Raw genomic sequence first — 26,879 nt, 5'->3', positions numbered from 1 at the left:
CGCCTGGCTGCACATGTACAACCATCACCGAGCACACACCGCACTCGGCGGTCGGCCACCCGCAAGCCGTGTTCCCAACCTGAGTGGGCAGAACACCTAGGCGGCCTTAGTCCCGCAGTTTGCGCAGTACGCGGGCCAGGTCCGCGCGGTCAGCCGCGCTCAGCTCGCTGAACTGGCGCTCGTTCTCCGCCTGCTGCGCCTTGTCCACCGCGGCGGCCAGCGTCGTGCCTTCCTCGGTCAGGGCGACGAGGATCGCCCGCCGATCGGTGGGGTCGGGGAGGCGGGTGACCAGCCCCCGGGTCTCCAGGTCGTCGACGACCTCGGTGGTCGACCGGGCCGCGATCCGCAGATGCTCCGCGAGGGCACTGAGACGCAGCTCACCATGGCGGTGCAGGCTCGCCAGCGCGCGCCATTGCGACGGGGAGATGTTCCAGGGTTCGAGCGCCTTCTTGGACCGATGGCGCATTCGGCGCGCAACTGCCCAGAACAGGTCAGGAAGGCTCTCGGGCTCCACGGGACCAGCGTACCAGCGACTAGCCTTGCAGCCTCATGATGAGGTAACCTCAGTAACTGGTACCCTCAGTACTGGAGCTTTGAGAAAAGAGGTAACCCCTTGGATTTCCCCGTAGACACCGGCCGCCGAGCCACCCGGGAAAGTGGCGGCAAACAGTCGGGGCCCGGCAGACTCAGCGCGACTGAGAAGGCCCAGGCCCGGTCCGTGTCCCTGCGCCGCATCGGCGCCCTCTTCACGGGCGACCGGGGCAAGCTGGCGATCGTCGTCGCGATCATCGTGGCCAGCTCGGCCATCTCGATGGCCTCCCCGTTCCTCCTGCGCGAGGTCATCGACGTCGCGCTCCCGCACGACAATCTGACGTTGCTGGTCTGGCTCGTGCTCGGCATGGTCGCCGTGGCCGCCGTCACCTCCGCCCTCGGCGTGGTCCAGACCTGGATCTCGACCGCCGTCGGCCAGCGGATCATGCATCGGCTGCGGACCGACGTCTTCAGTCATCTGCAGCGCCAGTCGATGGCGTTCTTCACGCGTACGCGGACCGGCGAGGTCCAGTCGCGCATCACCAACGACATCGGCGGCATGGAATCCGTGGTGACCTCCACCGCCACGTCGATCGCCGCCAACCTGACCACCGTGGTCGCGACCGCCGTCGCGATGGCCGCGCTGTCCTGGCGCCTCTCCCTCGTCTCGCTGATCGTGCTGCCCCCGGCGCTCTACCTGACCCGGCGGGTCGCCCGGATGCGCCGGGCCATCACCGCCGAGCGCCAGCGGGAGCTGGCCGACCTCAACGTGACCATTGAAGAGGGCCTATCGATCAGCGGAGTGCAGCTGAGCAAGACGATGGGCACCTCGGCCGCCCTGATCGACCGGTTCACCTCGTCCTCGCGCCGCCTCATCGACCTCGAACTCCGGTCGGAGCTGGCCGGGCGCTGGCGGATGGCGTCCATGTCGATCGTGTTCGCCGCCATTCCCGCCGTCATCTACCTGGCCGCCGGGCTGCCCGGGTCGAGTCTGACGATCGGCACGCTCGTCGCCTTCACCGCGTTGCAGTCGAGCCTCTTCCGGCCGCTCATGGGGCTGTTCAACGTGGGCGTCACGGTGACCGCGTCGATGGCGCTGTTCGGCCGCATCTTCGAATACCTCGACCTGCCGGTCGACATCCGGGAGCCGGCGAAGCCGGTCCGGCTGCCCCGGGTCGCGGGTCACCTGCGGCTGGAGAACGTCTCCTTCCGGTACGCCGACAGCCCCGTCGACGCCGTCGCGGGAATCGACCTCGACATTCCGGCGGGCACCTCACTGGCCTTGGTGGGGGAGACCGGATCGGGCAAGAGCACGGTCGCGGGACTGATCGCCCGCCTGCACGATCCGACCTCGGGCCGGGTCACGATCGACGGCGTCGACCTGCGCGAGATCGCACTCGCCGACCTGGCGGGGATCGTCGGCGTGGTCAGCCAGGAGACCTACCTGTTGCACACGACCGTCCGCGAGAACCTGCGATACGCCAAGCCGGACGCGACCGACGCCGAGATCGTCGAGGCCGCCCGCGCCGCGCAGGTGCATGACCTGATCATGTCGCTGCCGGACGGCTACGACACCGTGGTCGGCTCTCGGGGCCACCGCTTCTCCGGCGGGGAGAAGCAGCGCATCGCCATCGCGCGTACGCTGCTGCGCGACCCGCGGATCCTGGTGCTCGACGAGGCGACCAGCGCCCTGGACACCGAGACCGAGCGTGCCGTGCAGCGGGCGTTCGACCGGCTGACCGAGGGCCGGACGACGATCACCATCGCGCACCGGCTGTCCACCGTCCGCGACGCAGACCAGATCGTGGTGCTCGACCACGGGCGGGTCGCCGAGGCCGGCCGGCACGAGTCGCTGATCTCCGACGGCGGTCGCTACGCCGCCCTGGCCGCTGCGTGACCGGCCCGCTGCGGCCTCAGTAGCCGACCGTGATCCGCCGCCGGATGGCGTTGCCCTGTTCCAATTCGTCGGCGAAGGCGACGGCGTAATCCTCGGCGCTGACGAAACTGTTGCCGTCGTCGCCGACGATGAGATCGTCGCCGCCCATCCGGAACTTCCCCGTACGCTCACCAGGCGCGATCGCCGCCGCCGGCGACAGATAGGACCAGTCCAGATCCGTCACCGGCCGGATGAGGTTCAACTCGTCCCGATGAGCGAGCCCGATCGGCTTCCACTCGGCGGGAAACGTCGGGGTGTCGACGAGGTCCCCGCCGTCGGGGACCTTCAGGCTGCCCGCGCCGCCGACGAACGCGATCCGGCGTACGCCCGCCTTGCGAGCGCCGTCGAGGAGCCCCTGGGTCACCGCGGTCACATTGTCGGGGTCGATGTGCACCGCCGAGGCGATCGCGTCGTAACCCTCCGCCGCCGCGGCCACCGAGTCCGAGTCGGTCGGGTCGACGGTGACGGCCGGGATGTCCGGCGACGGGGAGTGCCCGGTCCGGCTCGCGCTGGTGACCCGTTCGCCGCGCTCGGTCAGCTCGGCGGCGATCCGGCTGCCCACGGTGCCGGTCGCTCCGAACAGCAGTATCCGCATGCGGCCAGCGTATCGACGCCGCGGCAGCGTGGAGGCCGTTTCAGCGCGCCCGCTCGCACGTGATCATTGCGTCAGCCATGCTGTTTCGACGGACAAATCGCCGCCCGAAACAGCATGGCTGACGCAATGATCACGCGACGGGGAGGCGGAAGAGGGAAGCGGCGTTCCGCCAAGCGAGCCGTTCAGCGGTGAGGCCGGCGAGGCCGGCGAGGCCGGCGGGGCCGGCGGGGTCGACGGAGTCGGCGACGCCGGAGGCGAGTACTGCGCCGAGTGCGGAGGCGGGGTCGATGAGGGTCGAGTCGGTGCCGAACAGCAGCTGCCGGTCGTCCACCGATGAGATCACCTCACGAAGTCGTCCCGCCGGGGCCTGTGACCAGGACGGTTCCAGATACAGGCGGTCGCAGGCCTGCGCGGCTTCGATGGCGTACCGGTAGCCGTCGGCGCCCATGTGCCCGGCGATCGCCCGCAGGCGGGGACGATCCACACACGACTGTGCCAGGTCCAGCACCGTACGCCCCCAGGTGTGCACGAGTACCGGGCAGTCCAGCTCGGCCAGCATGGTGAGGGCGTCCTGGGTCTGCGGCGAGCTGATCGGCGACTCCGTGTAGTCGGTGTGCAGCTTCGCCCCGACGAACCGGCCGTCGCCGAGGTAGCGCGAAAGGTCCCGCGAAGCGTCGTCGAGCCGGCGTGGGTTGACTGTGACGTAGCCGTAGAGGCGGTCCGATTCCGCCAGCGCGGCGGCCATGGCGGCGTTGCCGGAGACGGCGTCGTAGCAGACCGCCTCGGTCGCCGACACGATCGCCAGGTCGATGCCGTACCGGTCCATCGCGGCCAGGTTGGCGGCGACCGATCCGATCTCCATGGTGAAGAACCATGGTCCCCAGTGCCCGTGCACGTCGATGATCATGCGTCCACTCCCAGGAGCCGGCGGGCGGTGGTTCCCGCGATCAAGGCGACGTCAGCGGCGGTGAGGCCGCAGCGGGCCAGCCGGAGCCGGGGGACGGCCGATTCGGCGTACGGGGTCCGCGATCCGTAGACCATCCGGTCCGCGCCGAGTTCGCCGGCGACCGTCTCCACCGCGTCCGGCGAGTTCAGCAGCCGGGTCGACGTGTGGAACCCGGGCTCCTCCCGCGCGGCGACGAGGAAGTCGCCCAGGTGGTAGAAGTGCGTGTCGAGGAAGATCACGGTCGCGCCCAGCCCGGCCAGCGGCTTCCAGAACCGGCGGACGTCACCGCCCGCGAGCAGCACGAACCCCAGCTCGGTGGCGCGGCGCGCCAGGTGGCGGACGGCGGGGAAGTCCGGCTCGGCGTGCTGCTCGTCGGGGAACAGCCGGATCGCGCGTACTCCGTGCTCGGTCAGCCGGTCCAGCTCCCGCTCCGCGCCGAGCGCGTCGCGTAGGTCCAGGCCGCCGACCGCCGTGAAGTCCGTCGCCAGTACCTCGTCATTGCCACTGCGCACGTCGAACAGCGCCGCGCGCAGGCTCGCGACCGCCGCGGCCTCGGTGTTCGCGTCGCGCAAGGCCGCGCCCAGCTCACCCGGGTCGGTGATCCCGCCTTCCTTCCCCGGGTACGCACCCAGCAGCGCATCGACGTCGAAGGTGATCCGCAGCTCGTCGAGCTGCGCCGCGATCTGCCTAAAGGGCACGGACTACCTCCAGCACACGTTCGTGTTCGTCGTCGGGCAACGCCGGACCGTGCGGGTCGACGGCGTACTCGGGCGGGATCCGGCCTTCGGCGGCGGCCACCCACAGCATCCGCTGGACGTATCCGTCGACGGGGTCGCCGAAGATCGTCTCGGCGTACCGGTCGAATCGGGTGGTGTCCCCGGCTGCACCGGCGAGAGCGGCCTGCAGGACCTGGGCCGTCGCCGGGACTGCGGCCGCCGCGATGCCGACGAGCGCCGCCTGTGCACCCCAGCCGACCGACGGCACGAACATGAGGTCCTCGCCGGTGATCGCCAGCCGGTCGGCGGCGACCGTCGCGGCGATCGCGTCCTTGCAGGCGGCGTCGTCCCGCAGCAGGGCGACCTTCATTCCGGCGACGCCCGGCAGTCTGACCAGGTCGCTCAGGACGGGCAGCGGATATGGGCGCAGGTAGAGGTCGAAGGCGAGCAGCGGCACCCCGGTGGCCTCCCAGAGCGCCTGGTGCACGGCGACCGCCTCGGCCGCGTCGGGCGGGAACACGAGCAGCCCGTGCGCGCCCAGCGCAGCCGCCCGCTCAGCCTGCCCCACGTCGTTCACTCCCACGATCACCGGTACCCCGCTCCGGAGCGCGATCCGTACCACCTCGTCGCGGACCTCGTCCGGCTGGAACGGCCCACGCCCGGTGTGCGCCAGGACGGCCAGCCCGCCGACGCCGTCGCCGACGAGGCCGCCGAGGTAGCCCGCGAGCACCCCGGCGTCGAAGCCGTCGGGGCCGATCGGCGTGGCGGTCGCGGCGATCAGCTGCCCGCGCAGGCGATCTCGCAGCTGAGCCGCCCGGCTGTCGATCAGGCGGTCGTCGGTCATCGGAACACCTCCCGGATCGCGTCGGCGATCGCGTCGACATGGTCGTCGGTGTAGTTCTCGTTCCAGTCGACCACGATCAGCGTCTCGTCGATCATGCGCTCGGCCACCGGGCAGGCGCCACGCCCGTACCGGGGTTCCCGATCCGCGGGCGGGCTGGTCAGCGGGAAACGGGAGGTTCCGTAGACGGGTGCCTCAGTCAGGGCGGGGGCGCAGTGCAGCCCCTCCTGGAGGTAGCCGGCCCGAGCCGGGATGCCCGCCGCCTGCAGTTTGGCGGCGGCCTCAGGAGCACCTCCGTCCGGCAGCACGAGCGGGAAGAGCCACCAGGCGTGACTGTCCACATCGGCCGGAGGTACGCGTACCGGCAGATCACTGATCGCGTCGAGCAGCCGACGGGCGGTCCGCCGCCGATTGGCCAGTACGCCGGGCAGCTTGGCGAGCTGCGCGCGGGCGACCGCCCCGGCGAGTTCGGTCATCCGATAGTTGAGCCCGAAGCTCATGTGGTGCCGCCCGACGTCGCGTGGCCAGCCTTTGTCGGCGAACAGCCGCATGCGGCGGGCGAGGTCGGCGTCGTCGGTCAAGGTGAGCCCGCCGTCGCCGCAGGTGATGTGTTTCCACTGCTGCAGGCTGAGGCAGCCGATCGAGCCGGCGGTTCCCACGAGACGGCCGTTCGGCAGCTTGGTCAGCCAGGCCTGTGCGCAGTCCTCGATGAGCATCAGCCCGTGCCGGTCGGCCAGTGCCCGCAGCTCGGCGACGGGTGCGGGCGCGCCGAAGAGGTGAACCACCAGGATCGCCCTGGTACGCGGCCCGATCGCGCGGGCCACGGCGTCGACGTCGAGGTTGCCCGTCACGGGGTCGACGTCGGCGAAGACCGGGACGGCGTTCTGCGCCAGGATCGGGGCGACGGTGCCGAAGTCGCTGATCGGCGAGGTGATGATCTCGTCGCCGGGGTCCGGCGCGGCGGCCGCCATGGCGAGGTGCAACGCGGCCGTTCCCGAGCTGGCGGCGACGGCGTACGCGACCCCGTGGAGCTCGGCGACTTCCCGTTCGAGCGCCCGGACCTCGGTGCCCCAGACTGAGCTGAGCATGCCCGAGCGGAGCACTCGCGTGACGGCGGCGATCTCCTCGTCGCCGAGCGTCCGACCGGCGGCGTCGGCCATGCTGGGAAACATTCCACCCTCCCGGGTCATACGAAATACCGGACCTGACCGTAATCTGGTAGAGCTGCGAACGGCAAGGAGGACCCGTGGCGATCGAAATCGGTGTGGTCGGCCCGCACGACCTGGTGGACGACGTCGCCGCCACCTGCGAGGAGCAGCCCGGCGTCACCGCTCGGCGGCTCGACTACGACCACGAGTCCCAGGCGCCCGGCCTCGTCGCCGCGCACGACGCCACGATCGGCGCGTGGCTGTTTACCGGCATCGTTCCGTACACGCTGGCCAAGGAGGCCAAGGCGGGGTCTCGGCCGGCCGCGTTCGTCGACTACACCGGTGCGACGCTGCTCCAGGCGGCGGTACGCCTCCTGCGCGACGGGCATGATCCGACGCGGATGTCGGTCGACACCCTGCCGAACGCCGACGTCGCCGCGACCCTGATCGAGGCGGGTCTGCCGGTCGACCGGATCAAGGTGCTGCCCTACCGGTCCGGGCTGACCTCCGACGACCTCGTCGCGTTCCACAAGCGCACTGCGCGGGGGCCGCAGGGCACCACCGTCGCGGTCACCTGCGTGCGTTCCGTCTACGAGGCGTTGCACGCGCACATGCCGGTCCTGCGGCTGGCGCCGTCGACCCATTCGGTGCGTACGGCGTTGCGGCAGCTGCTCCTCACGGCGGACAACCAGGCGCACGAGGACGCCCAGATCGCGCTGGGGCTGGTCGAGGTCTCCGGCGAGGACGAGGGACTGATGCGGGAGGCGGCCACCCTGGGCGGCAGCGTCGCCCGCTACACCGGCGGCACGCATCTGCTGGTCACGACGCGGGGTCCGCTCGCCGACGCGACCGCGGGCTTCGCGGCGCTGCCGATGTTGCGGCGGCTCGCCGACCGGCACGAGATCGTCCGGGTGGGCTTCGGCCTCGGTCGAAGTGCCGCCGAGGCGGAGAGCCTGGCCCGCCGGGCGTTGTCGCGCGCCCGCCGGATCGGTCCGGTGGCGGCGGTTCTGTCGTTGCGCAGCGACATGGACGTCGTCCTCGAATCCGAGGCGCCCGCCCGCGCCGGCGGCAGCACCACGGCCGCCGTGATCGCCCAGCGGGTCGGTCTGTCTGTGTCCACGCTGGAGCGTTTGCGCGAGGTCAAGGCGGCGGCCGGAGCCGAGCCGCTGACCACCCGGGAGGTGGCCGAGCAGCTTGGCGTCCAGCAACGGACCGCGCGGCGCATGCTGCACCGGCTGGAGCTGGCCGGGCTCGCCGAGCGGCTGGGCCACCTCCAGTCCGGTGCGAGCGGCCGCCCGCTCACCCTCTACCGGCTGACCCTCTAGGCGAGCCATCGGTCCAGGTTCGCGGCGACGAACTCGTCGTCGTTCAGATGCGGGTACGCCGTCCAGATCCGATCGATCTCGGCGAGCTGGCCGGGGGAGAGGTCCTCGGCGGGGTCGAGACACCAGCGCCCGGCCAGCAGACCCTGACGGCGCAGGATCTCGTGGATGCCGGGGATGCAGCCGTGGAAACCGTGGGCGGCGTCGAAGATGGCGGCGTTGGCGTCGGTGAGGTGCCCGTCGAGGCTCAGCAGGCGGCGTAGCGCCACGTCGTCGCCGTGCCGGGCGGCCCGGGCGTCGGCCAGCAGCTCGACGGCGCGGTGCACCCAGACGGCCCACTGCCCGAGCAGGCCGCCGACGAACTCCACCTGCACCGACCGGCCGTCCACGCGTACGCGGTGCGGGGTGATCAGGTCCGCGAGGATGTGGTCGTCGTTGCCGGTGTAGAGGGCCAGGTCGCCGATGCGACCCGCGCGCACCACGCCGTGCAGCACGTCGAGGGTGCGGTAACGGTCGAACGGCGCGACCTTGATCCCGGCGACCGAGTCCAGCGCGGCCAGCCGCGTCCAGTAGTCCCGCGAGAGTGTGCGCCCGCCGACGGCCGGCTGAAGGTAGAAGCCGACGACGGGCAGGACTTCGCCGACCGCGCGGGCGCGCTCGATGAGCTGATCCTCGTCCAGGTCGGGCGTGGGGGAGAGCAGCACGAGGTGGTAGCCGAGCGAGGCGGCCAGTTCGGCCTCGGCGACCGCCTGTGCGGTCGGGCCGCACGCGCCCGCGATGAGGACGACCTCGCGGCTGGATCCCCTCGCCGTCTCGGCCGCCAGTTCCAGCACCGGCGACAGCAGCCCGACCGCCGGATCGTGGATGGCGAACTGCGTCGTGTGCACGCCGACCGCCAGCCCGCCCGCTCCGGCGTCGAGGTAGTAGCGGGTGAGCGCCCGCTGGCGGCGTTCGTCGAGCGTACGCCGTTCGTCGAGAGCCAGCGGGTGAGCCGGGATGACGCAGCCGCGCCGGAACGCCTCAAGAGCCGTGGAGGGGGCGTCCGAGGGCGCGCTGGAGGTCTGGGAGGTGAGCACTTGTTCCCCGTTCGTGGTCAGAACTTGCCGTCGCGCGTCTGGAAATGGGTCGGCTTGCCGAGCAGCGGCAGACCTAGGGAGACCCACTCCGCGATGTGGTCGAGCAACTCGGCTAGGGGCACGTCGGGGTAGCCGAACAGGCCGTGGCACCGTTGGGCGTTCGACAGCAGCGCCGTGGGGGCCTCGGTCCCCGTGAACCGAGGCTCCCGGCCGAGGCGCGTACCGAGGTCGAGGGCGGCCTGGCGGACCGAGACCGTCTCCGGCCCGGTCACGTTCAGCACGAACGGCGGCACTCCCGTGTGGTGCAGCGCCCGCAGCGTCACCTCGTTGGCGTATCCCTGCCAGACGATGTTGGCCTGCCCGGTCGTCAGGTCGACGGGCTCACCGGCGTGCACCGCCCGCGCGATGTCCACCAGTACGCCGTATCGCATCTCGACGGCGTAGTTGAGCCGGATCAACGCCGTCGGCGTACCGTGCTCGTGCGCGAAGTGCGTCAGTACGCGTTCGCGGCCGAGGCAGGACATCGCATACTCGCCGACGGGGTCGACCGGAGTGTCCTCTGTGCAGCCGCCGGAGGTGACCGGGACGAGCGGGTAGACGTTGCCGGTGGACAGCGCGACGAGCCGCGATCCGGCATAGCGCTGGGCGACCCGCCCCGGCAGGTACGCGTTCGTGGCCCAGGTGGCGTGTTCGCGTCCGGAGGTCCCGAACTTCGCGCCGACGAGGTAGACGACGTTGGCGGCGTCCGGCAGCGCGGCGAGAGCCGCGTCGTCGGCGACGTCGGCCGGGATGACCTCCGCGCCTTCGGACCGCAGCGTGTCGGCGAGGCCCGGCTCGGAGAAGCGGGACACCGCGATCACCCGTGCGCCCGTGCTGGCGGCGGCGACACCCCGGAGGGCCAGCCGGACCAGACTCGGGCCGAGTTTGCCGCCCGCACCGAGGATCAGGAGGTCGCCGTCGAGCTTGCGCAGGTCCTCCACGAGCGCGTCACGCGGCCGCGACAGCCGTTCCTCGAGTTCCGTCAGCGATCGCATGCCGCTCCCCTCATCCCGCTGGATCAGGGTTCTGTGTCGAATCTTGCTCCAAGATTCGACCGGGAACCCTGATCCAGCGCCGATTAACGGTCCTGACCGTAACCTCCGGGTGCGGGCGGCGTCAATGGGGCCGGAAGGTTTCCTACCGGGTCATCGCGCGAGCGGCCGCCAGGACGGACAGCACCGCCCGGGTTTCGGTCCAGCGCACCGGGCTCGGCTCGCCCGCGACCATGCCGAGGAACGCCGCGATCGTGCCCCGGTAGCCCAGGGCCGTCTCCGGATCGTCGCCGCTGGTCAAGGTCACGGAGTGGGTGCCGTCGGCGGTCTCCGCCGTGACGGCGTACGCCTCGTCGTCGGTCGCCCCGAGAATCTCGACCGTCCCGATCGGGCCGCCGGCCCAGCCGAGCGCGATGATCCCGGTGTCCTCCGACCGCAGCGTCGGAAACCGGCGGATGGCCGAAACCGCCCCGGCCACGGCGACCTCCGGGCCGAGCAGCGCGACGAGCAGTTCCACGCCGTGGATGCCCATCGTCACCAGGGTTCCGCCGCCCGCCGACGGGTCGTCCTGCCAGGGATTGAGGCCTTCGGCCCACGGTCGGACCGAATGCCGGACCGTGGCCCGTACCGCCAGAATCTCGGCGGGGTCGGCGGCGTGACGGGCCCGGAACTCCTCGAACGTGGGCGCGAACCGCAGGACCGAACTGGACAGCACTCGGTGCGGCGAGCGCGAGACGACCGGGTCCAACGCGGCCAGCTGCTCGGCCGTCGCCGCGGCGGGCTTGTTCACGAAACAGGGCAGATCCCGGTCGAGGATCGCGGCCAACGCCGGGGCGACCTGCGGTGTGGGCACCGTCAGCACCACCCCGTCCGGCTTCGCGTCCAGCAACGCGGTCAGGTCGTCGAAGACCTCGGCGTCGGGATGCTCCGCCCGGAACCGGGCCAGCCGCCCGGCGTCGGGCTCCCACACCGCCAGCGCCGACTGGGCGGCGAGCGTACGGGCGTCGGTGTAGGGGTGGCTGGTGGCCAGCCCGGCGAGAGCGATCACGATGCGACGCTACCTGCCGCGCCCGAACTGGTCGATCACCCCATCCGGGCCATGGCCGCCGTGGTGACCTCGTGCTCCAGCACCCGGCCACCGAGGAAGCGGGTTATCTCCGCGATCACGATCTCACCCGCCCGACGTCGCGCCTCCAGGGTGCCCCCGGCCTCGTGCGGCGTCAGGAGGACGTTCGGCAGCGCGCGCAGCGGATGGTCGACCGGCAGGGGCTCCTCGTCGAAGACGTCCAGCGCCGCGTCCACGTGCTCTGTGCGTACCAGCTGATAGAGGGCCGGCATGTCCACCAAGGCCGAGCGGGCCGTGTTGACCAGCGCCGCGCCCGGCTGGAGCCGGGACAGCTCGCGGGCGCCGAGCAGGCCGCGGGTCTCGGGCAGCACGGGCGCGTGAAGCGCGACCACCCGCGAGCCGGCCAGCAACTCGTCCAGCGGAACCACTTGTACGCCAAGCTCGGCGGCCTCTTCCGGGCCGAGGTACGGGTCGGTGACCGAAACCTGGGCCCCGAGCGCGCGCACCAGCCGGATGTAGGCCCGGCCGGTGCGCGACGCTCCGATCACGCCCACCGGGCAGTCCCGCAGCTCGCGGCGGGGCGGTGCCTGCTTGGCCGCCTCCCAGGCGACCCCGGTACGCAGGGCGTGGTCGAATCGGTGGACGCGGTGCAACAGCGCCAGGGTGAGCGCGAGCGCCTGCTCCGCGACGGCATGGGCCATCGCGGCCCCGGCCTGGGTGAAGCGCACGCCGTGGTCCCAGGCCACGTCCGTCGCATATGGACGCAGGGTCGCGCCGGTGTGCGCGACCAGGCCGAGTCTCGGCGCCTTCCGCAGGGTCTCGGCGTCTATCGGCGCGCTGTCCCAGCTCGTCACCGCGACCGTCGTGTCCGCCGTGAGCCGGTCCGTGAGCGGCCCGAGGGCCGACAGCCGAGCCCACAGGTCGCCGGGGAAGAAGAGTTCCCGCAGCCCCGGTGGGACGTCGACGGCGATCATCCCTTCATACCGGTGGTCGTGACGCCCTCGACGAAATACCGCTGCCCGATCAGGTACGCCATGAAGATCGGCACGAACGCGACCACCGACCCGGCCATGACGACGTTCAGCGGCACCCGCTCGGCCTGCAACGAGGCGATGCCGACGGTGAGCGTACGCATCTCCTCGCTCTGCCCGATCACCAGCGGCCACAGATAGTCGTTCCAGTGCCACAGGAAGACGAACACGCCCAGGGTGGCCAGGATGGGCTTGGTCAGCGGCAACACCAGCGACCACAGGATGCGCAGCTCGCCGCAGCCGTCGAGGCGGGCCGCCTCGAACAGTTCGTCGGGCAGCGTGCTGATGAACTGGCGCATCAGGAAGACGGCTTGGGCGTTGGCCAGCGTCGGGATGATCAGACCCCAGTAGGTGTCGACCCCGCCCCAGTCCGCGATCAGGATGAACAGCGGGATCAGGGTCACGTGATACGGCACCATCAGCATCGCGACGAAGGACCAGAACATGGTCTCCTTGCCGGGGAAGCGCTTCTTCGCGAAGGCGTACCCGGCGAGCATCGACAACGCGAGGACGCCGACGACCGAGAAGACGGCGTACACGGCGGTGTTGAGCAGCCAGCGCGCCAGACTCGCCGTGCCCAGGACCTGCTCGTACGCCTCCAGCGACAGCCCGCCCGGGAGCAGGCTGCCCGGCAGCGTCACCGGGCCGATCGGCTTGAACGACAGGACGAGCATCGCGTAGAACGGGAACAGCGTCACGACGGCCGCGACGAACAGGACGACGGCTCGGGCGGCCCGCTTCACTTGTCCCTCCCCATGATCAGGCGTTGGATCAGCGCGACGACGAGGGTCATCACGAACAGCGCCACCCCGATGGTCGCCGCGTAGTCCTGGTCGAAGTTGCGGAAGCCCTGGTCGTACAGCTCGATGACCAGGGTCCGGCTGGCTCGGCCGGGGCCGCCGCCGGTCATCACCCAGATCGTGTCGAACGCCTGGAAGGCGACCGTGGTCTCCAGCACTCCCAGGAAGAACAAGGCCGGCTTGAGCTGCGGCAGGATGATGTGCCGGAAGGTCTGCCAGGGGCCCGCCCCGTCGACGTGCGCGGCCTCCTCCAACTCGCGGGGGATGTCCTGCAGCCGGGCCAGGACGATCAGCATGCCGTAGCCGAATCTCGTCCAGATGCTGACCACGACCAGGGCGGGCAACACGAGGACGCTGTCGGCCAGCCACGAGCCGCCCTCGAAGCCGACCGCCCGCAGCAGCGACGACCACGGGCCGTCCTCGCTGAAGATCCAGGTGAAGATGATGCCGGCGAGGACCAGGCTGGTGACCACCGGCAGGAAGAAGATCGACCGGAACAGGCGTACGCCCCGGAAGGTCCGGCGGACCAGCATCGCCATCGCGACGGAGACGATGATCGACCCGGGCACGGCGAGCAACGAGTAGACGACGGTGACCCGCAACGAGTCCCAGAACCGGTCGTCGTGGACGAGACGCTCGAAGTTGGCCAGGCCGGTCCACTCGGTCTCGCCGCCGATGGTGTAGTCGGTGAAGCTCAGAATGCCCCCGGCGATCGCCGGGCCGAACCGGAAGAGCACGAACAACAGGAAGCAGGGCAGCACGAGCAACAGGCCGTTGCGTGCCTCGGGCCGCAAGAACCGTGCCCCGGCGCGCTTGCGCGCCGGGGCGGGGTTCGTCGCGGCACGCTCGCGCGCCGAGGCGGTGGTGGTCATCCGGTTAGCCCAGCATCGCGTTGGCGGCCTTCGCCGCGTCCTTGAGCGCCTGCTCCGGAGTCTTCTGGCCCAGCAGCGCGGCCTGGATCTCCGGGGCCAGCACGCCCATCACGTCCCGCGACTTGACCTGCAGCGGGCCGACCGTGGCGTACTGGGTGTTCTTCTCGGCCTCGGCGAGCACCGGGTCACTGGCGTACAGCGCGCCGGTGGACTTGATCGGCGAGAAGAAACCGGAGGCCGTGTCGTACGTCTTGACGTTGGCCGCGGAGGTGGCGAAGTTAACCCACTTGGCGGCGGCCGTCTTGTTCTTCGAGCCCTTCAGCATCACCAGCGAACCCACGGTGCCGTAGGTGACCTGCTTGGCGTTGGTCAGCGGCGGCAGCACCTGGATGTTGTCCTTGCCCCAGAACTTCGTGAGGTCGGCCGGGGTGACGCTCCAGGAGCAGGCCACCTTGTTCTGGGCCAGCCGGCTCTGCTCGATCGCCGGAGTGGTGGTGATCGGGCCCTTGTTGATGTATCCGCCGTCGACCAGGTCCTTCAGGAAGGTGAGGGCCTGTACGCCGGGCGCCTGGTCGAAGGCGACCGACTTGCCGTCGGCGGCGAAGACGTCCCCGCCGGCCTGCCAGAGCAACGGGTAGAACGTCACGTTCAGCGTGGTCTTCACGTCGCCGTCGTAGGAGATCATGTCGTAGCCCTTGGCCTTGAACGCCGGGGCCATCGCCTTCACGTCGTCCCAGGTCTTCGGGTACGCCGTCTGCCCGGCCGCCGCGAACACCTTCTTGTTGCAGAGCAACGACAACGCCGAGGTGAGGATCGGCGCGCCCATGAGCTTGTTGTCCAGGGTGACCGACTTGACCACGTTTTCGAGGTAGTCGGACTTGGCCGCGGCGTCGAGGTGGGAGTCCATCGGCTCGATCGCGGTGGCGTACTTGGGGATCTGGTCGGGGATCAGGTAGACGACGTCGGGACCCTTGTTCCCGGCGATCGCCGTGGTGAGCGCCTCGTCGCGGTTGGCCCACGGGAAGATCTCGACCTTGACGTCGATGTTGGGGTTCTGCGCCTTGAACGCGTCGACCGTCTGCGACCAGTACGCGCGGTGCTGGGTCTCGTCGACGACGACCGGGTAGATCCACATGGTGACCGTGGCCTTGTCGTCGCCGGAGTCGCCTCCGCCGCCGCACGCGGCCAGCAGCGCCGTCAACGATGCGACGGCGACGGCCGACACAGCCTTGCGAAGTTGCATGTCGCGTCCTCTCGGGTGGTGTGGAGGCACTCTAACTTACGGTCCGGTCCGAATCTAGCCCCTAACTGTCCGCACCTCTCGTCACGGCTGACGTCGCTCGATATCGGCCCGCCTCACCGCTGCCATGTTCGGTGATCATCGCGCCAGCCACGTTGTTTCAGCGAGCGATTTGTCCCGCGAAACAGCGTGGCTGGCGCAATGATCAAACAACCAGGGCGGGGCAGCCCGGGTCGAGGCGTACGCGAGCCAGGTCGCGCCCGACGAGCGTCCAGGCGTCCCACGACCCGGGCTCGAAGGCGAGCTGGGGATTCGTGTACCACTCCATCCCGAGCCCGCTGGCGAGCTTGGTGGCGGAGGTCGTCCCGAGCAGGTGCACCTCGCCCGCGCCCTGAGCGTTGAAGCTGCTGGCGAAGACCCGGCCGCGATGCACCTCGATCTCGCCGTACGTGGTCAGCGGGCCCGATCCGAGCAGCGTCCGGGTGGCCAGATCCATCGCGAACCAGCTGGTCGTGCGCTTGTACACGCCGTACAGCACACCGTGGTAGACCTTGACGTCCTGCAGGGTCTTGTAGCCGGCCACCGGGTCGACCTGCCAGAGAACCCGTCGCGTGTTCAGGTCGAAGGCGGCCACCGAGGCGGCCGTCTTCGTGGCCGGCGTACCGCCGCCGCCGAGCACGTCGCCGCCGAGGTAGACGATCCCGGCCGCGGAGTCGACGGTCAGGCTGTAGAGGCTCTCGTCCGGGATCACGTTCTTGTAGACCTGCTTCTCGCCGGTGTCGGGGTCCACGATGGACAGCGCACCCTGCAGATCGGCGCCCAATGGCGCGGAGGCCACCAGCAGCTTGTCGGTGACCGGGTCGTACTCCAGGTCCCAGGGCCGCTTCTGCCCGTTGCCGAGGTAACCGAGGCTCCGGATCGAGTCGTCGCGCGGGTCGAGTGCGATGATCTGCCCGCTCGGGTAGATCGCCGCGAACAGTTCGTTGCCGCGACGGGCCAGCGCCTTGGGCTCACCGGGCACCCACACCCGCCGCTTCGACCCGGTCTGCAGGTCGCGCACGGTGATGGAGAAGTGGCCGCCGACGTACAGGTACTTGTTCGGCTGCAGGAGGATCGACTGCGGCCGTTCGGAGCCGGGCGTCAGCCCCGCCGCGATCAGGTCGGTGAACTCGGTCGTGCCGGTGGCCGGATCCATCGTCCAGAAGCCGCCGCTGCCGGAGAAGCCGGTGAGCGTACCGGGGGAGGGGACCAGCAGCCGCGTCTCCTCGCCGAGCCGCGGTGTGCCCATCGGGGTCAGAGCGCCGGCGCGGTAACGATAGATCACGCCGTTCGGGCGGGTGGAGACCACCGCGCTCCCGTCGCCGTCCATCGCGATCGAGTCGATCGAGTCCAGGCCCAGCGCCGCCAGGTCCGTCGTCTTCAGGTCGCTTCCGTCGGTACGCACATCGACGAGCACGGTGCCGCTGGCGCCGAGGACGCGGTCCCCGGCGACCGCGACCGCGCCGAATCCGGTGCCGGCGTCGGCGAGCACCCGGGACACGCCGGTCGCCCGGTCGATCGCCACCAGCTTGTGCTTGTCGAGGAGCCCGGCGTACACGCTGGCGGAGTCGGCCGCGACGGCCCGGACGTAGCGCTCACCCGTCGCCAGGACGCCGAAGTTCCGGGGCGCGGCTCCGGTGGCCGGGTCGTACTCCCAGACCTTGCCGTCGGGATAGGTTCCGGCGTACACCTTGCCGTCGGGCGCGGTCGTCAGACTCCAGATGAAGCCGCCGTTGACGCCCAAGGAGAAGAGCCGGGTCACGACCCCGGTCGTCAGGTCCATCCGGTAGAGGTCGGGCACCGGATAGGCGCCGATGTAGAGCTGCCCGCCGGAGACGGTCGTCGCCCAGGCGCCCTCGGGTTCGCCGGTCGCCGGCCCGTCCGGGATCGGCGACTGGCGTACCACCGTCCGGGTGGCGAGGTCGATGTCGGCGACGATCGGCGGTTTCAAACCCCGGGTCACCACGTACGCGTGCCCGTCGTGCACGGCGGCGCCGACGATCGCGCCGGTGACCGAGGCCGGTCCGAACGTCTGGTATCCCGGCGGATCGCAGGCCGAGGCGGCCGCAGCCGCCTGCCCGGGCGCGACCACCAGGCCGGCGAGCAGCAAGATCGCCAACGTACGCCTCATGCGTCCCTCCTTTGTGGTTTTAGGACACGACCGTAATGCCGAGAACAGCATCCGTCAACGCATTCGTACGCATTGTGGACTAGACCGAAATGCTCACTGAAGGTGAGTGTTGCCGAATCGGCAACTTCCTTGGCGCGACGAGCGTGCTCCGGGCAGGCTGAACGCATGGAGCATGAGCACGAGCACAATCACCAGGAGATGTTCACGGCGGAGTTCTGGGACGAGCGCTACGGCTCGGCCGACCGGATCTGGAGCGGAAACCCCAATCCCCACCTCGTCAGGATCGCGTCCGAGCTGACCCCGGGCACGGCACTCGACGTCGGCAGCGGCGAGGGCGCCGACGTGATCTGGCTCGCCCGGCACGGCTGGCAGGTGACCGGCACCGACATCTCCGAGGTCGCGTTGAAGCGGGCAGCCGAGGCGGCCGGCCCTGAGCTCGCGGATCGCATCACCTGGCAGCAGGCCGACATCTTCACCTGGGTCCCGTCGAAGGCGGCGTACGACCTGGTGACGGCGCATTTCGTGCACCTGCCGTGGGAGGACCTCCAAGCGCTGCACAGGCGCCTGGCCGACGCGGTCAAGCCCGGCGGGACGCTGCTGATCGTCGGCCATCACCCGTCGGACGTCGAGGCGATCCAGCGCCCGGCGCACGTGGCGGCCCTGATGAACACCGCCGAGCGGCTGGCGACCACGCTCGACGCGAAGGACTGGGAGATCGAGGCGACCAACCCGGGACGCCTGTTCACCGATCCCGACGGGAACGAGGTGACCCTCCACGACGCGGTCGTGCGGGCGGTCAAGAAGCAGTAGGAATCCCCCCTGCCCTTTTCAGTATATGGGAGGGAGGGCGCCGCGCGAATCGCCCCGAATGACGATTTTTGGCGCGTGAACTGCCCATATGCTCGTCAGGTCCCGCAAACTCAGTACCGGGGAGCACTGTGCCTGACGCCAGAACGCTGGAAATCCACGACGAGCAGAAGCACGTCGATCGGGTCTACGAACGGGTCGAGTTCGTCCGGGCCCAAGCCAAGGAACTGGAGCACGAGGCCTACGGCCGGTCCGCCGCCGGCCCGAAGACCGGGCTCGTCGAACGGGACGCCATGGTGCACCGCGCCAGCCGGCAACTGCGCTCACTGGACGCCGAGGCGGAGGGGCTGGTCTTCGGCCGGCTCGACTTCGACGACGGCGAGGCGTACCACATCGGTCGCCTGGGCCTGCGCGACGACGACATGGAGCCGCTGCTCGTGGACTGGCGCGCCCCGGCCGCCGCGCCGTTCTACCGGGCGACCACCGGCGATCCGCTCGGCGTCGTCCGCCGCCGCGTGATCATCTGCCGCGGCCAGGAGGTGATCGACCTCGACGACGACGTGCTTACCCCCGATCGGGCCGGTGACCTTCGCGTACTCGGGGAAGGCGCATTGCTCGCGGCGCTGCGCCGATCGCGCGGGCCGCAGATGCGCGACATCGTCACGACCATCCAGAAGGAGCAGGACGAGGCGATCCGCGCGCCCGCCCGCGGCGTCACGCTCATCACCGGCGGACCCGGCACGGGCAAGACCCAGGTCGCGCTGCACCGCGCGGCGTACCTGCTCTACACCGACCGCGGCAAGTTCGCCGACGGACGGGTCCTGGTGGTCGGTCCGTCCACCGTGTTCACGAACTACATCAGCCGCGTCCTGCCCGCCCTGGGCGAGGAGAGCGTGCACCTGCGCGCGCTCGGCGAGCTGGCCCCCGGAGTCACGGCCACGCGGCGAGACAGCGCCGCGGTGGCCGCGGTCAAGGGCGACGTGCGCATGCTAGCGGTCCTCGCGGACCTCATGTGGCAGACCCCGCCCGAGGCCCCGGACCGGCTCAAACTCGTCTACTCAGGCCAGGTCCTGACGCTTCAGGCCGCGGAACTCGCGGCCGTTCGCCAAGGGGTACGCCGAAAGGGGCAGGCGGAGTCGCTGGCGCCCAACGGCGCGGCCGGGATCGCCTCGGCCGAGCTGGCGGCGGCGTTGTGGTCCAAACTGGACAAGCCGACGCTGGAACGCGACCTCTTCCTGGAGGACGTCGTCGACCGGCCCGAGTTCCAGCGGTTCCTGGCGGCGTGGTGGCCGCCGCTGCGCCCGGCCCCGGTGCTGTCCTGGCTGCTCGACGTCGAGCGGATCACCGGGCTCAGCCCGGCGGAGGCGGCCACGCTGTCGGAGTCGTACCACGTGAACAACGACTGGTCGGTGGACGACGTCCCGCTGCTCGACGAGCTGTCGCTGATGCTCGGCGAGCCACCTCGTAAGGCGCGGGCGGCGGCGCCCGCCGCCCGGCTCCGCGAACTGACGACAGGACCGCAGGTGGTCGAGACGTTCGTGCTGAGCATCAGCCTCAACGACGGCTGGAACCTATACGCTCCAGGGCATCCGACACCGATCGCCAACGCCGGCCCGAACATCGACAACGACGCGATCGTGGCCGCCCAGCGCTGGGCCGAGGCGGTCATCCTGCGCGAGGGGCACAAGGTCGTCAGCTGGATCGACGGCTACGACCCGTACGGCGAAGACGGCTACGTCCCGGTGCTCGCCGATCCACTGCCCGTCCAGGAGGAGGACGAGGCCCCGGTCGAGCCGCCCTACGCCCACGTGATCCTGGACGAGGCGCAGGATCTGTCGCCGATGGAGTGCCGGATGATCGCCCGCCGCTCCGAGTACGCCTCGATGACGATCGTCGGCGACCTCGGGCAGGCCACGCATCCGCTCGCCGCGCCGACCTGGCCGGATCTCCTGCTCCGGCTGGGCCGCCGGGAGGCGCACACACTCGACCTGACCACCGGATACCGGGTGCCCCAGGCGATCGCCTCGTACGCCGCGGAGTTCCTCGCACCCGGCATCGCCCCGACCCAGTCCTATCGCGACGGCGGTTCGCTGACCCTGCAGCCCGTCGGCGACCTGCTCACCGGCGTACGCGACGCGATCGCGGCGGCTCCGGCCGGCAGCACGGTGGCCGTCATCGCCGCCGACGCGGCCGTTGCGCTGCTGTCCCCGATCGTCGGGCCGGAGGTTTCGCTGGTCCCCGCCAGCCTGGTCAAAGGGCTGGAATACGACCACGTCATCGTGGTGGAACCGGCCGACGTCGTGGCCGCCGAACCCCGCGGGTACGCCCGGCTCTACGTATCGCTGACCCGAGCCGTCGCCAGCCTCGTGGTGGTGCACCAGCAGCCGCTGCCCACCCCGCTCCGCTGACCCCGGACATGCACGGGGCGGGCGCCCTCCGGCGCGCCCGCCCTCTCCCGCGCGATGATGAACTATCGGCCATGATCGACCGGCGCGGCGTGTCCGTAGCGCCCTGATCAACTCCGCAAGCAGGTGATCGACTTCGCTACGCAAGGGCTTCGACGGCGCTGCCGGCAGCCGCGTCGCGGAGAACGTGGCGGCGGCGGGTCGGCATACCGAGGGTGGGGTTGGCCACGCCCCAGGCGGCGCCCTTGCAGACGAGTTCCTTGTAGACGGCTGCGAAACGGCCGGTGAGAACGGCGTTCACCGACCGGTCGTCGCCGGTGACGTACTGGATCAGGCCCTCCTTGCGGCCCAGCGAGATGCACTGGTTGAAGTACTTCAAGTGCGCCTGCGGCAGTTTCCCGCCGGTCAGCCGAGCCGCGATCGAGTCCGCCGCCTGCCACGCCATCGGCGTACCGGAGGCGCAGGACATGCGCAGCGGCTTGTCGCCCACGCCCATGGCGTACGCCGCGTCGCCGACTGCGTACACGTCGGGGTGGGAGACCGAGCGCATCGTTTCGTCGACCACGATCTGCCCGGTGGCGGTGACGTCGAGCGTCGTCGCCGCGGCGATCGGGTGCACCGCGAATCCAGTGGTCCACACGGTGACGGCGGCCGGGATCGACCGTCCGTCGGCAGTCGCCACGGCGTCGGCCGCGACGTGCGTGACGTCGGCGTGCTCGTGCACGGTGATCCGGAGCTTGCCGAGGACCTTCCGCAGGTGGCCCTGCCCCTTCGCGGAGAGCCAGTCGCCGAGAGCGCCCCGGACGACCAGGCTGACGTCGAGGTCCGGCCGAGCCTCGGCGATCTCGGTGGCGGCTTCGACGCTGGTCAGGCCACCGCCGACGACTGCGACGGGCTGCCCCGCCTCGAGACGGCTCAGCCGCTCCCGCAGGCGCATCGCGCCGGGGCGGCTGGCGAGTTCGTATGCGTGCTCGGCCGTCCCCGGTACGCCCTGCGCGTTCCAGCCACTGCCCAGTGCGTACACGAGGGTGTCGAAGGAGAGCGTCTCGACGCCGCTGGAGCCGGCGACGGACACGGTCTTGCGGTCGACGTCGACGCTCGTGACCTTGGCGATCTTGACCTCGACGCCGCTGCCGGCGAACATCTCGCTGAACGGGCGGTGCTTGAGTTCCTGGCCGGTCGCGACCTGGTGCATCCGGACGCGCTCGACGAAGTCGGGCTCGGCGTTCACCAGAGTGACGGCCACTTCCTCGCGGTGCAGCCGCTTGGCGAGGCGGCCGGCGGCGATGGCTCCGGAGTATCCGGCGCCCAGAACGACGATGCGGTGCGGCATGTCCTTGCTCCTGTCTGACTCGGTTTCGCTCCCTGAACCGAGCAGCCCGCCGAACCCTGACAGGTAAAGGCTGTGAAGCAGGTCACAGCCTGCTCAGGACGCCTGGAACAGCGCCTTTCCGTGCTCGGACGACGCGAATCGAGCGCTCACGCGATCCAGCTTGTCGGGGTTGACCTGGTTGAGCACGGACGCGATGCCGTCCGCCGTGACCTCCAGGCACATCACGCCGATCACCCGGCCGTCGAGCACCGCCAGCAGGGCGGGATCGCCGTTCGCCGTCCCCGCGTAGACGTCCGGTATTCCGCCGAGCACCTTGCGCTTGGCCTCGGTCGGCTTGAACAGGCCCCACAGGAACTTCGCGACCGCGAGCGCACCCTCGAAGGCCTTCGCCCGGGCGGGCACCTTCCCGCCGCCGTCGCCGATGGACACCACGTCCTGGGTCAGCAGCTTCACCAGCGGCTCGGTCCGGCCACTGGTCGCCGCGGCCAGGAACTCGTCGACGATCCGCCGGGCGGTCGCCTCGTCCACCTGGGTCCGGGCCTTGCCCTCCGCGATGTGCTTCTTCGCCCGGTGGTAGAGCTGCTGACTACCGGCCTGGCTGAGTTCCAGGATGTCGGCGATCTCCTGATGGGAGTACTCGAACGCCTCCCGCAGCACGTACACCGCGCGCTCGTTCGGCGACAGGCGCTCCATGAGGGTGAGGACGGCGTACGACACGGATTCGCGCTGCTCGACGGTCTCGAGCGGGCCGAGCATCGGGTCACCCGCGAGCAGCGGCTCGGGCAGCCACTGCCCGACATAGGTCTCCCGGCGCGCTCGCGCCGAGGTCAGCAGGTTGAGGCAGATGTTGGTCAGGACCTTCGTGAGCCAGGCCTCGGGCACCTCGATACGGTCGACCTCGGCGGTCCGCCACCGCAGGAAGGTCTCCTGCACGGCGTCCTCTGCCTCGGCCGCCGATCCCAGCATCCGATAGGCGATGGCCTCCAGACGCGGGCGCGCCGATTCGAACAGGTCGACGTCACTCGCGAGCAGAGCCATACGCCGAGCCTAGCCGGGCCTCGACGGCTTCCGGACGGCGCCGGACCCCAACTCCTGGAGATCGCGTTGCGGGCCGTCGTACCCACTGCATCGGCACGGCTCGTCGCAGACCCATTTAGGGGGTGTCGAGGCATACTCTTCGACCCAGTGGTCCTCCTGCCAATGGCCGATCACCTCCTCGCACCGGCCGGAAGCCGCGCTGTGCGAGCCGACGCCATGCCCACAGGAACAGCGCGCACCACCGCTCTGTCGCGACGGTTCGTCCTGCGGCGAAGGGAACTTGGGACCGAAGATGACCAACGAACCGCCTCCAGCTAGAACAACGTGCCCTGTTCGACCGGCTCGGCTTCGGGCAACGGCGCCAAATCGGGTACGCGGACGCGTACCTCGTCGTGGAAGCGCCGGGCGAGCACGGGGGCGTCGGCGTTGTCCGGCGTATGGATGAACACGGTCGGCGACCGGCCTTCCCGAAGCCATCCGGCGACCACCTCGAGCCACGGTCGCCAGCCGTCGACCGTCTGCGAGGTCGCATCGCGACCCAGGTAGCGCACGATGGGCCTACCAGTCAGCGCACGCTCGCGCTTCGGCATCCGCGGCTTCTTCTCCCAGGCGTCCCGCTCGGCATCGCTCGTCGGCGCGGCCCGGAAGAATGCCGTCGTGTCGAACGGGATCCACTCCGCGTCCGCCCCGGCCAGGACGCTTTCCAGGATCGCCGTCGCGCGAGCGTCTTCGAAGAAGGCGCGATGACGCACTTCGACGGCGTACCGGTGGTCGGGCGGCAGCCGGCGCAGAAAACTCTCCAGCGCCGGGACGTCGGCGGGGGCGAACGAACCCGGCAACTGCAACCACAACGCGTGCGTACGCCCACCGAGCGGCTCGATGGCGGCCAGGAAGCGGCGAAGGTCCTCGTCGACGCCGTGGAACCGGCGCTCGTGCGTGATCGTCTTCGGCAGCTTGATCACGAACCGGAAGTCGTCGCCGGTCTGGCGCGCCCAGGTCTCGACGGTCGCCCGGGACGGGGTGGCGTAGAAGGTGGTGTTCCCCTCGACGGCGTCACACCAGGTCGCGTACGCCCGCAGCCGGTCGCCGCCGGACGGCATCAGGTGCCCTTGCCACGCCTTGTGCGTCCACATCGCGCACCCCACCGCCAACCGCATGGGATCACCCTATCCAGGGTGGTCAGCGGAGGTCGTCGAGGTCGAGGCGGTACCAGGTGGTGTCCGCGAAGACGTGCAGGTGCGGTCCCCGGCCGATGACCCAGGCGTTGCTCGGCAGCCGCCGGTTGCCCGGCAGGATCAGCTGGTACGCCCGGAAGTGCCCCCGGGTCAGGTCGCCGGCCAGGAGACGGTCGCGGTCGGCGGCGTATCCGCCGAGGAGGGCGCAGCGGGTGCCGTCCACGATGAGGGCTTGGGCCGCGCTGCCGGTGCCGGGCCAGGACGTGACCGTGTCGCCGTCGACCCGGACGATCGGGAAGCGGGAGTAGTAGGTGCTCCACGCGGTTTCGCCGGAGAGGTTGAGCGCGTAGCACTCCTCGATCGGGTCGGGGCCGTTGGCGAAGCGCCATTCGGGGCGCAGGCGGGAGCTGAAGCGGACCATCCCCGCCGCGCCGAGGGGTTCGACCGAGCCGACGTGCCAGCCGTTGCCGCCGTAGACGCCTTCGTCGAAGTAGCCGACCCAGATTTTGCCGGCCGGGGTGGTCTGGACGTGCTCGATGCCGTCGCCGAGGACCCCGGTGCGTTCCACTTGGCCTTCGGCGGTGACGATCATCGCGTTGGCCTCGGCTCCGTCCGCGCCGAGGCGGCAGCGGGCTGCCACGAACAGGACGCGACCGCCGGGCAACGGCTGGACGTGGCAGTGCGCCAATCGGAGGTCGCCCACGGTGAGGTCGAGTCCCGGCTCCGGGGCGTACGCGACGACGCGGGCACGGACGCCGTGGGCTGAGGTCGTGACGGGGAACGACGCCCCGCTCGGCTCGGTGACGCGGGCGGTCAGCGCCTCCCGTCCCGAGGCCGACGACCAGAGCGCGATCGCCTCGCCGAACGGGCCGACGGAGACGGTCACCAGCACGTGGTCCGTCTCGGGCGGGTGCAGCCGTGCGTGTTCGCGCAGCGCGATCGGCTTGCGACGTCTGGCCATGGGCTCCTTCTCGGTCCGGTGCCGTCCCGAGAAAGAAACGCGTGAGGGGCGGTGAAGGGTTGGCTCAGGTCAGCCGCGAGGCTGGAAGCCGCCCGCGACGACGGCGAGCCCGTCCTGGTTGGCCGCCCATTCGTCGGCCGGCACATACCAGGAGAAGGTGTAGAAGCGGTTGTTCGCGATGATCCCCCGGCGCAGCACGTGCATGTGGGTGCCGTTGCCGGTGGTGTACAGCCATTCCCAGTCGGCGGCGGGGAGGCCCCGGTAGTCCACGGTGTCCAGCTTGAGCTTGTCGTACCCCGACTTGCCGCTCTGCTCGCCTTCCTGCTCGGCGAGGGCCGCCTTCGGGTCGCCGGTGGTGACCTCGGAACTCATCACGCCGAGGACGCGGCCGAGACCGTCCTGCTCGCGGAACAGGATCATGCCGCCTTCAGTCGACTTGGACCAGCCGTCCGGAACGGGGATCGAGTAGTCCTGGCCGGTGAAGACGTGCCAGCCCGCCGGGAGCGTGCCACCGTCGGTGGGAGCGGCACTCGGCGACACGGCGCTGGGCGACGCCGCCGGGCTGGGCGACCGCGACGAGGAAGGCGATGCCGACGGAGACGAGGTGGCGACGCGTGTGGGGGTGGCCGACGGCTTGCCGCTCGCGCCGGCGTCGTTGTCCCGATCGCTCAGCAGCGGCACCGTCACGGCGACGGCGACCACGATGAGCACGCTCGCGGCGACGGCGTACCAGCGTTGGCGGGCGGTGAACCGGGGGGTCGCGGGCGGGGGCGGTGGGGCCGCCGGGGCCTCCGAAGTGGACGGCTCCGGGTTGAGCCGCGACAGGTCCAGCCGCGTCGGCTCCGGCTTCGCGGCTACTGCGGGCGCGACGGTCCGCGTCGGCTGCGCGGCCGCTCGGGCCAGCAGCTTCTCGGCCTGCTCCGCCGTCATCCGCTTGGCCGGATCCTTGCGCAGCAGCCCGGTGAGCACCGTCTTCAGGGGGCCGGTCGCGTTCTTCGGGGGTGGTGGCGGCTCGCTCGCCAGCGCGGTGAGCGTCGCGATCGCGGTCGCTCGGGCGTACGGGGATTGGCCCTCGACCGCAGCGAAGATCGTGGCGCCGAGGGACCACAGGTCCGCCTCCGGGCCCGAGGTCCCCTCCTTGGCCCGCTCCGGCGAGATGTACGCCGGTGAGCCGAGCACCAGCCCGGTACGCGTCACGTTGGGGTCGCCGGGGACGGTCGCGAGCCCGAAGTCGGTGAGGACGACGCGGCCGTCCTCGCCGAGCAGCACGTTTCCGGGTTTGACGTCGCGATGCATCACTCCGGCCCGGTGCGCCGCCTGCAGTGCGTGCAGGACCTCGAGTCCGACGTGTGCGGCCTGCTGGGCCGGCAGGGGACCGTCCGCCGCGAGAGCGTCCTGAAGGGAGCGTGACGCCACGTACTCCATCACGATCCACGGATCGGTCTCCGGAGTGGTGCGGACGACGTCGAAGACGCGTACCACATTGGGATGATTGAGCCGCGCGATGGCCCGCGCCTCGCGGAGCGAGCGTTCCCGCATCTCCCGGCGCTCGGCGTCGGTCAGGCCCGGCGGCGGGACGATCTCCTTGATGGCGACGTCGCGGCCGAGGATCTCGTCGCGGGCGAACCAGACCCGCCCCATGCCGCCCTGGCCGAGGGCGTTCTCCAGGCGATAGCGGCCGGCGATGGTACGCGGTTCGGCGGGGGAGGGGGACATCCTTCCGGAGGGTAGTCGTCTCCGGTCGATGCCCTTCGGCTGGGGGGAGCATCGTGAGAGCTGCGCCACGCGTTTGTTCGAGCCGACAACCTATTGTCCCCGGCGACGACTCAAGGTACAAAT

Annotated in this window: 23 protein-coding genes; 4 read left to right on the top strand and 19 right to left on the bottom strand. The window is 70.6% G+C overall.

Annotated features, from left to right (window positions below; translation table 11 throughout):
* Window positions 1–106: 106 nt before the first annotated feature.
* Window positions 107–514, bottom strand: a complete 408-nt coding sequence (locus AB0H43_RS17365) for a MarR family transcriptional regulator (RefSeq protein ID WP_360000350.1) — start codon at window positions 512–514, stop codon at window positions 107–109.
* A 204-nt stretch (window positions 515–718) separates the two neighbouring features.
* On the opposite strand from AB0H43_RS17365, the gene AB0H43_RS17360 reads away from it, so the two are divergent.
* Window positions 719–2,428 carry an ABC transporter ATP-binding protein gene (locus AB0H43_RS17360; RefSeq protein ID WP_360000371.1) on the top strand — a complete coding sequence of 570 codons (1,710 nt, stop codon included), beginning with the start codon at window positions 719–721 and terminating at the stop codon, window positions 2,426–2,428.
* Window positions 2,429–2,444: 16 nt separating this feature from the next.
* Here the strand turns inward: AB0H43_RS17360 and AB0H43_RS17355 are convergent, their stop codons facing one another.
* The 5 genes from AB0H43_RS17355 to AB0H43_RS17335 form a co-directional block, all read right to left on the bottom strand.
* Entirely contained in the window at window positions 2,445–3,062 is a 618-nt protein-coding gene (locus AB0H43_RS17355) for an NAD(P)H-binding protein (RefSeq protein WP_360000349.1), read from the bottom strand.
* 130 nt (window positions 3,063–3,192) lie between these two features.
* Window positions 3,193–3,969, bottom strand: coding sequence for an amidohydrolase family protein (locus tag AB0H43_RS17350; protein ID WP_360000348.1), 777 nt, complete (start codon window positions 3,967–3,969; stop codon window positions 3,193–3,195).
* Complete coding sequence (locus AB0H43_RS17345; RefSeq protein ID WP_360000347.1) at window positions 3,966–4,706, bottom strand: hypothetical protein; 741 nt, start codon at window positions 4,704–4,706, stop codon at window positions 3,966–3,968. The genes AB0H43_RS17350 and AB0H43_RS17345 overlap by 4 nt, the downstream gene beginning before the upstream one ends.
* Window positions 4,696–5,568 (bottom strand): hypothetical protein, encoded by an 873-nt coding sequence (locus tag AB0H43_RS17340; protein ID WP_360000346.1) that lies wholly within the window; start codon window positions 5,566–5,568, stop codon window positions 4,696–4,698. The genes AB0H43_RS17345 and AB0H43_RS17340 overlap by 11 nt, the downstream gene beginning before the upstream one ends.
* Complete coding sequence (locus tag AB0H43_RS17335; RefSeq protein ID WP_360000345.1) at window positions 5,565–6,737, bottom strand: DegT/DnrJ/EryC1/StrS family aminotransferase; 1,173 nt, start codon at window positions 6,735–6,737, stop codon at window positions 5,565–5,567. The genes AB0H43_RS17340 and AB0H43_RS17335 overlap by 4 nt, the downstream gene beginning before the upstream one ends.
* Window positions 6,738–6,811: 74 nt before the next feature.
* Here AB0H43_RS17335 and AB0H43_RS17330 point away from each other — a divergent pair, with 74 nt between their 5' ends.
* Window positions 6,812–8,038 (top strand): hypothetical protein, encoded by a 1,227-nt coding sequence (locus AB0H43_RS17330; RefSeq protein WP_360000344.1) that lies wholly within the window; start codon window positions 6,812–6,814, stop codon window positions 8,036–8,038.
* On the opposite strand, the gene AB0H43_RS17325 is transcribed toward AB0H43_RS17330, so the two are convergent.
* From AB0H43_RS17325 to AB0H43_RS17290, 8 genes are all read right to left on the bottom strand, one after another.
* Window positions 8,035–9,111: a dihydrodipicolinate synthase family protein gene (locus tag AB0H43_RS17325; protein WP_360000343.1), complete on the bottom strand. Its 1,077-nt coding sequence runs from the start codon at window positions 9,109–9,111 to the stop codon at window positions 8,035–8,037. The genes AB0H43_RS17330 and AB0H43_RS17325 overlap by 4 nt on opposite strands.
* Window positions 9,112–9,128: 17 nt before the next feature.
* A complete protein-coding gene (locus AB0H43_RS17320) occupies window positions 9,129–10,145 on the bottom strand; it encodes an NAD-dependent epimerase/dehydratase family protein (protein WP_360000342.1) in 1,017 nt (338 codons plus the stop codon).
* A 142-nt stretch (window positions 10,146–10,287) separates the two neighbouring features.
* Entirely contained in the window at window positions 10,288–11,190 is a 903-nt protein-coding gene (locus AB0H43_RS17315) for a Gfo/Idh/MocA family oxidoreductase (protein ID WP_360000341.1), read from the bottom strand.
* A gap of 35 nt (window positions 11,191–11,225) precedes the next feature.
* A complete protein-coding gene (locus AB0H43_RS17310; protein WP_360000340.1) occupies window positions 11,226–12,182 on the bottom strand; it encodes a hydroxyacid dehydrogenase in 957 nt (318 codons plus the stop codon).
* Window positions 12,179–12,982 (bottom strand): carbohydrate ABC transporter permease, encoded by an 804-nt coding sequence (locus AB0H43_RS17305; RefSeq protein ID WP_360000339.1) that lies wholly within the window; start codon window positions 12,980–12,982, stop codon window positions 12,179–12,181. The genes AB0H43_RS17310 and AB0H43_RS17305 overlap by 4 nt, the downstream gene beginning before the upstream one ends.
* The gene (locus tag AB0H43_RS17300; protein ID WP_360000338.1) at window positions 12,979–13,911 is read right to left on the bottom strand and encodes a sugar ABC transporter permease; all 933 of its coding nucleotides are present in this window, start codon (window positions 13,909–13,911) and stop codon (window positions 12,979–12,981) included. Before AB0H43_RS17300 ends, AB0H43_RS17305 begins: the two co-directional genes overlap by 4 nt.
* 4 nt (window positions 13,912–13,915) lie before the next feature.
* Window positions 13,916–15,154: a sugar ABC transporter substrate-binding protein gene (locus tag AB0H43_RS17295; RefSeq protein ID WP_360000337.1), complete on the bottom strand. Its 1,239-nt coding sequence runs from the start codon at window positions 15,152–15,154 to the stop codon at window positions 13,916–13,918.
* A gap of 202 nt (window positions 15,155–15,356) precedes the next feature.
* Window positions 15,357–17,321: a hypothetical protein gene (locus AB0H43_RS17290; protein ID WP_360000336.1), complete on the bottom strand. Its 1,965-nt coding sequence runs from the start codon at window positions 17,319–17,321 to the stop codon at window positions 15,357–15,359.
* Between the two features lie 165 nt (window positions 17,322–17,486).
* On the opposite strand from AB0H43_RS17290, the gene AB0H43_RS17285 reads away from it, so the two are divergent.
* Window positions 17,487–18,131, top strand: coding sequence for a class I SAM-dependent methyltransferase (locus AB0H43_RS17285; protein ID WP_360000335.1), 645 nt, complete (start codon window positions 17,487–17,489; stop codon window positions 18,129–18,131).
* Window positions 18,132–18,259: 128 nt separating this feature from the next.
* The gene (locus AB0H43_RS17280) at window positions 18,260–20,536 is read left to right on the top strand and encodes a UvrD-helicase domain-containing protein (protein ID WP_360000334.1); all 2,277 of its coding nucleotides are present in this window, start codon (window positions 18,260–18,262) and stop codon (window positions 20,534–20,536) included.
* A 136-nt stretch (window positions 20,537–20,672) separates the two neighbouring features.
* On the opposite strand, the gene AB0H43_RS17275 is transcribed toward AB0H43_RS17280, so the two are convergent.
* The 5 genes from AB0H43_RS17275 to AB0H43_RS17255 form a co-directional block, all read right to left on the bottom strand.
* A complete protein-coding gene (locus AB0H43_RS17275) occupies window positions 20,673–21,866 on the bottom strand; it encodes an FAD-dependent oxidoreductase (RefSeq protein WP_360000333.1) in 1,194 nt (397 codons plus the stop codon).
* A gap of 93 nt (window positions 21,867–21,959) precedes the next feature.
* Window positions 21,960–22,904: an RNA polymerase sigma-70 factor gene (locus AB0H43_RS17270; protein ID WP_360000332.1), complete on the bottom strand. Its 945-nt coding sequence runs from the start codon at window positions 22,902–22,904 to the stop codon at window positions 21,960–21,962.
* A gap of 314 nt (window positions 22,905–23,218) precedes the next feature.
* Complete coding sequence (locus AB0H43_RS17265) at window positions 23,219–24,037, bottom strand: DUF72 domain-containing protein (RefSeq protein ID WP_360000370.1); 819 nt, start codon at window positions 24,035–24,037, stop codon at window positions 23,219–23,221.
* 46 nt (window positions 24,038–24,083) lie between these two features.
* Window positions 24,084–25,040 (bottom strand): hypothetical protein, encoded by a 957-nt coding sequence (locus AB0H43_RS17260; RefSeq protein ID WP_360000331.1) that lies wholly within the window; start codon window positions 25,038–25,040, stop codon window positions 24,084–24,086.
* 69 nt (window positions 25,041–25,109) lie between these two features.
* Window positions 25,110–26,756, bottom strand: coding sequence for a serine/threonine-protein kinase (locus AB0H43_RS17255; RefSeq protein ID WP_360000330.1), 1,647 nt, complete (start codon window positions 26,754–26,756; stop codon window positions 25,110–25,112).
* Window positions 26,757–26,879: the final 123 nt, after the last annotated feature.

The organism is Hamadaea sp. NPDC050747, assembly GCF_040654195.1.
GTDB lineage: Bacteria > Actinomycetota > Actinomycetes > Mycobacteriales > Micromonosporaceae > Hamadaea.
This window is presented reverse-complemented; position numbering and strand designations above follow the sequence as displayed.

Coding starts and splice junctions, on each gene's coding strand:
- AB0H43_RS17355 (WP_360000349.1), bottom strand. CDS start 3,062: ATGCGGATACTGCTGTTCGGAGCGACCGGCACCGTGGGCAGCCGGATC.
- AB0H43_RS17350 (WP_360000348.1), bottom strand. CDS start 3,969: ATGATCATCGACGTGCACGGGCACTGGGGACCATGGTTCTTCACCATG.
- AB0H43_RS17340 (WP_360000346.1), bottom strand. CDS start 5,568: ATGACCGACGACCGCCTGATCGACAGCCGGGCGGCTCAGCTGCGAGAT.
- AB0H43_RS17335 (WP_360000345.1), bottom strand. CDS start 6,737: ATGTTTCCCAGCATGGCCGACGCCGCCGGTCGGACGCTCGGCGACGAG.
- AB0H43_RS17320 (WP_360000342.1), bottom strand. CDS start 10,145: ATGCGATCGCTGACGGAACTCGAGGAACGGCTGTCGCGGCCGCGTGAC.
- AB0H43_RS17310 (WP_360000340.1), bottom strand. CDS start 12,182: ATGATCGCCGTCGACGTCCCACCGGGGCTGCGGGAACTCTTCTTCCCC.
- AB0H43_RS17300 (WP_360000338.1), bottom strand. CDS start 13,911: ATGACCACCACCGCCTCGGCGCGCGAGCGTGCCGCGACGAACCCCGCC.
- AB0H43_RS17295 (WP_360000337.1), bottom strand. CDS start 15,154: ATGCAACTTCGCAAGGCTGTGTCGGCCGTCGCCGTCGCATCGTTGACG.
- AB0H43_RS17290 (WP_360000336.1), bottom strand. CDS start 17,321: ATGAGGCGTACGTTGGCGATCTTGCTGCTCGCCGGCCTGGTGGTCGCG.
- AB0H43_RS17285 (WP_360000335.1), top strand. CDS start 17,487: ATGGAGCATGAGCACGAGCACAATCACCAGGAGATGTTCACGGCGGAG.
- AB0H43_RS17275 (WP_360000333.1), bottom strand. CDS start 21,866: ATGCCGCACCGCATCGTCGTTCTGGGCGCCGGATACTCCGGAGCCATC.
- AB0H43_RS17270 (WP_360000332.1), bottom strand. CDS start 22,904: ATGGCTCTGCTCGCGAGTGACGTCGACCTGTTCGAATCGGCGCGCCCG.
- AB0H43_RS17265 (WP_360000370.1), bottom strand. CDS start 24,037: ATGTGGACGCACAAGGCGTGGCAAGGGCACCTGATGCCGTCCGGCGGC.
- AB0H43_RS17260 (WP_360000331.1), bottom strand. CDS start 25,040: ATGGCCAGACGTCGCAAGCCGATCGCGCTGCGCGAACACGCACGGCTG.
- AB0H43_RS17255 (WP_360000330.1), bottom strand. CDS start 26,756: ATGTCCCCCTCCCCCGCCGAACCGCGTACCATCGCCGGCCGCTATCGC.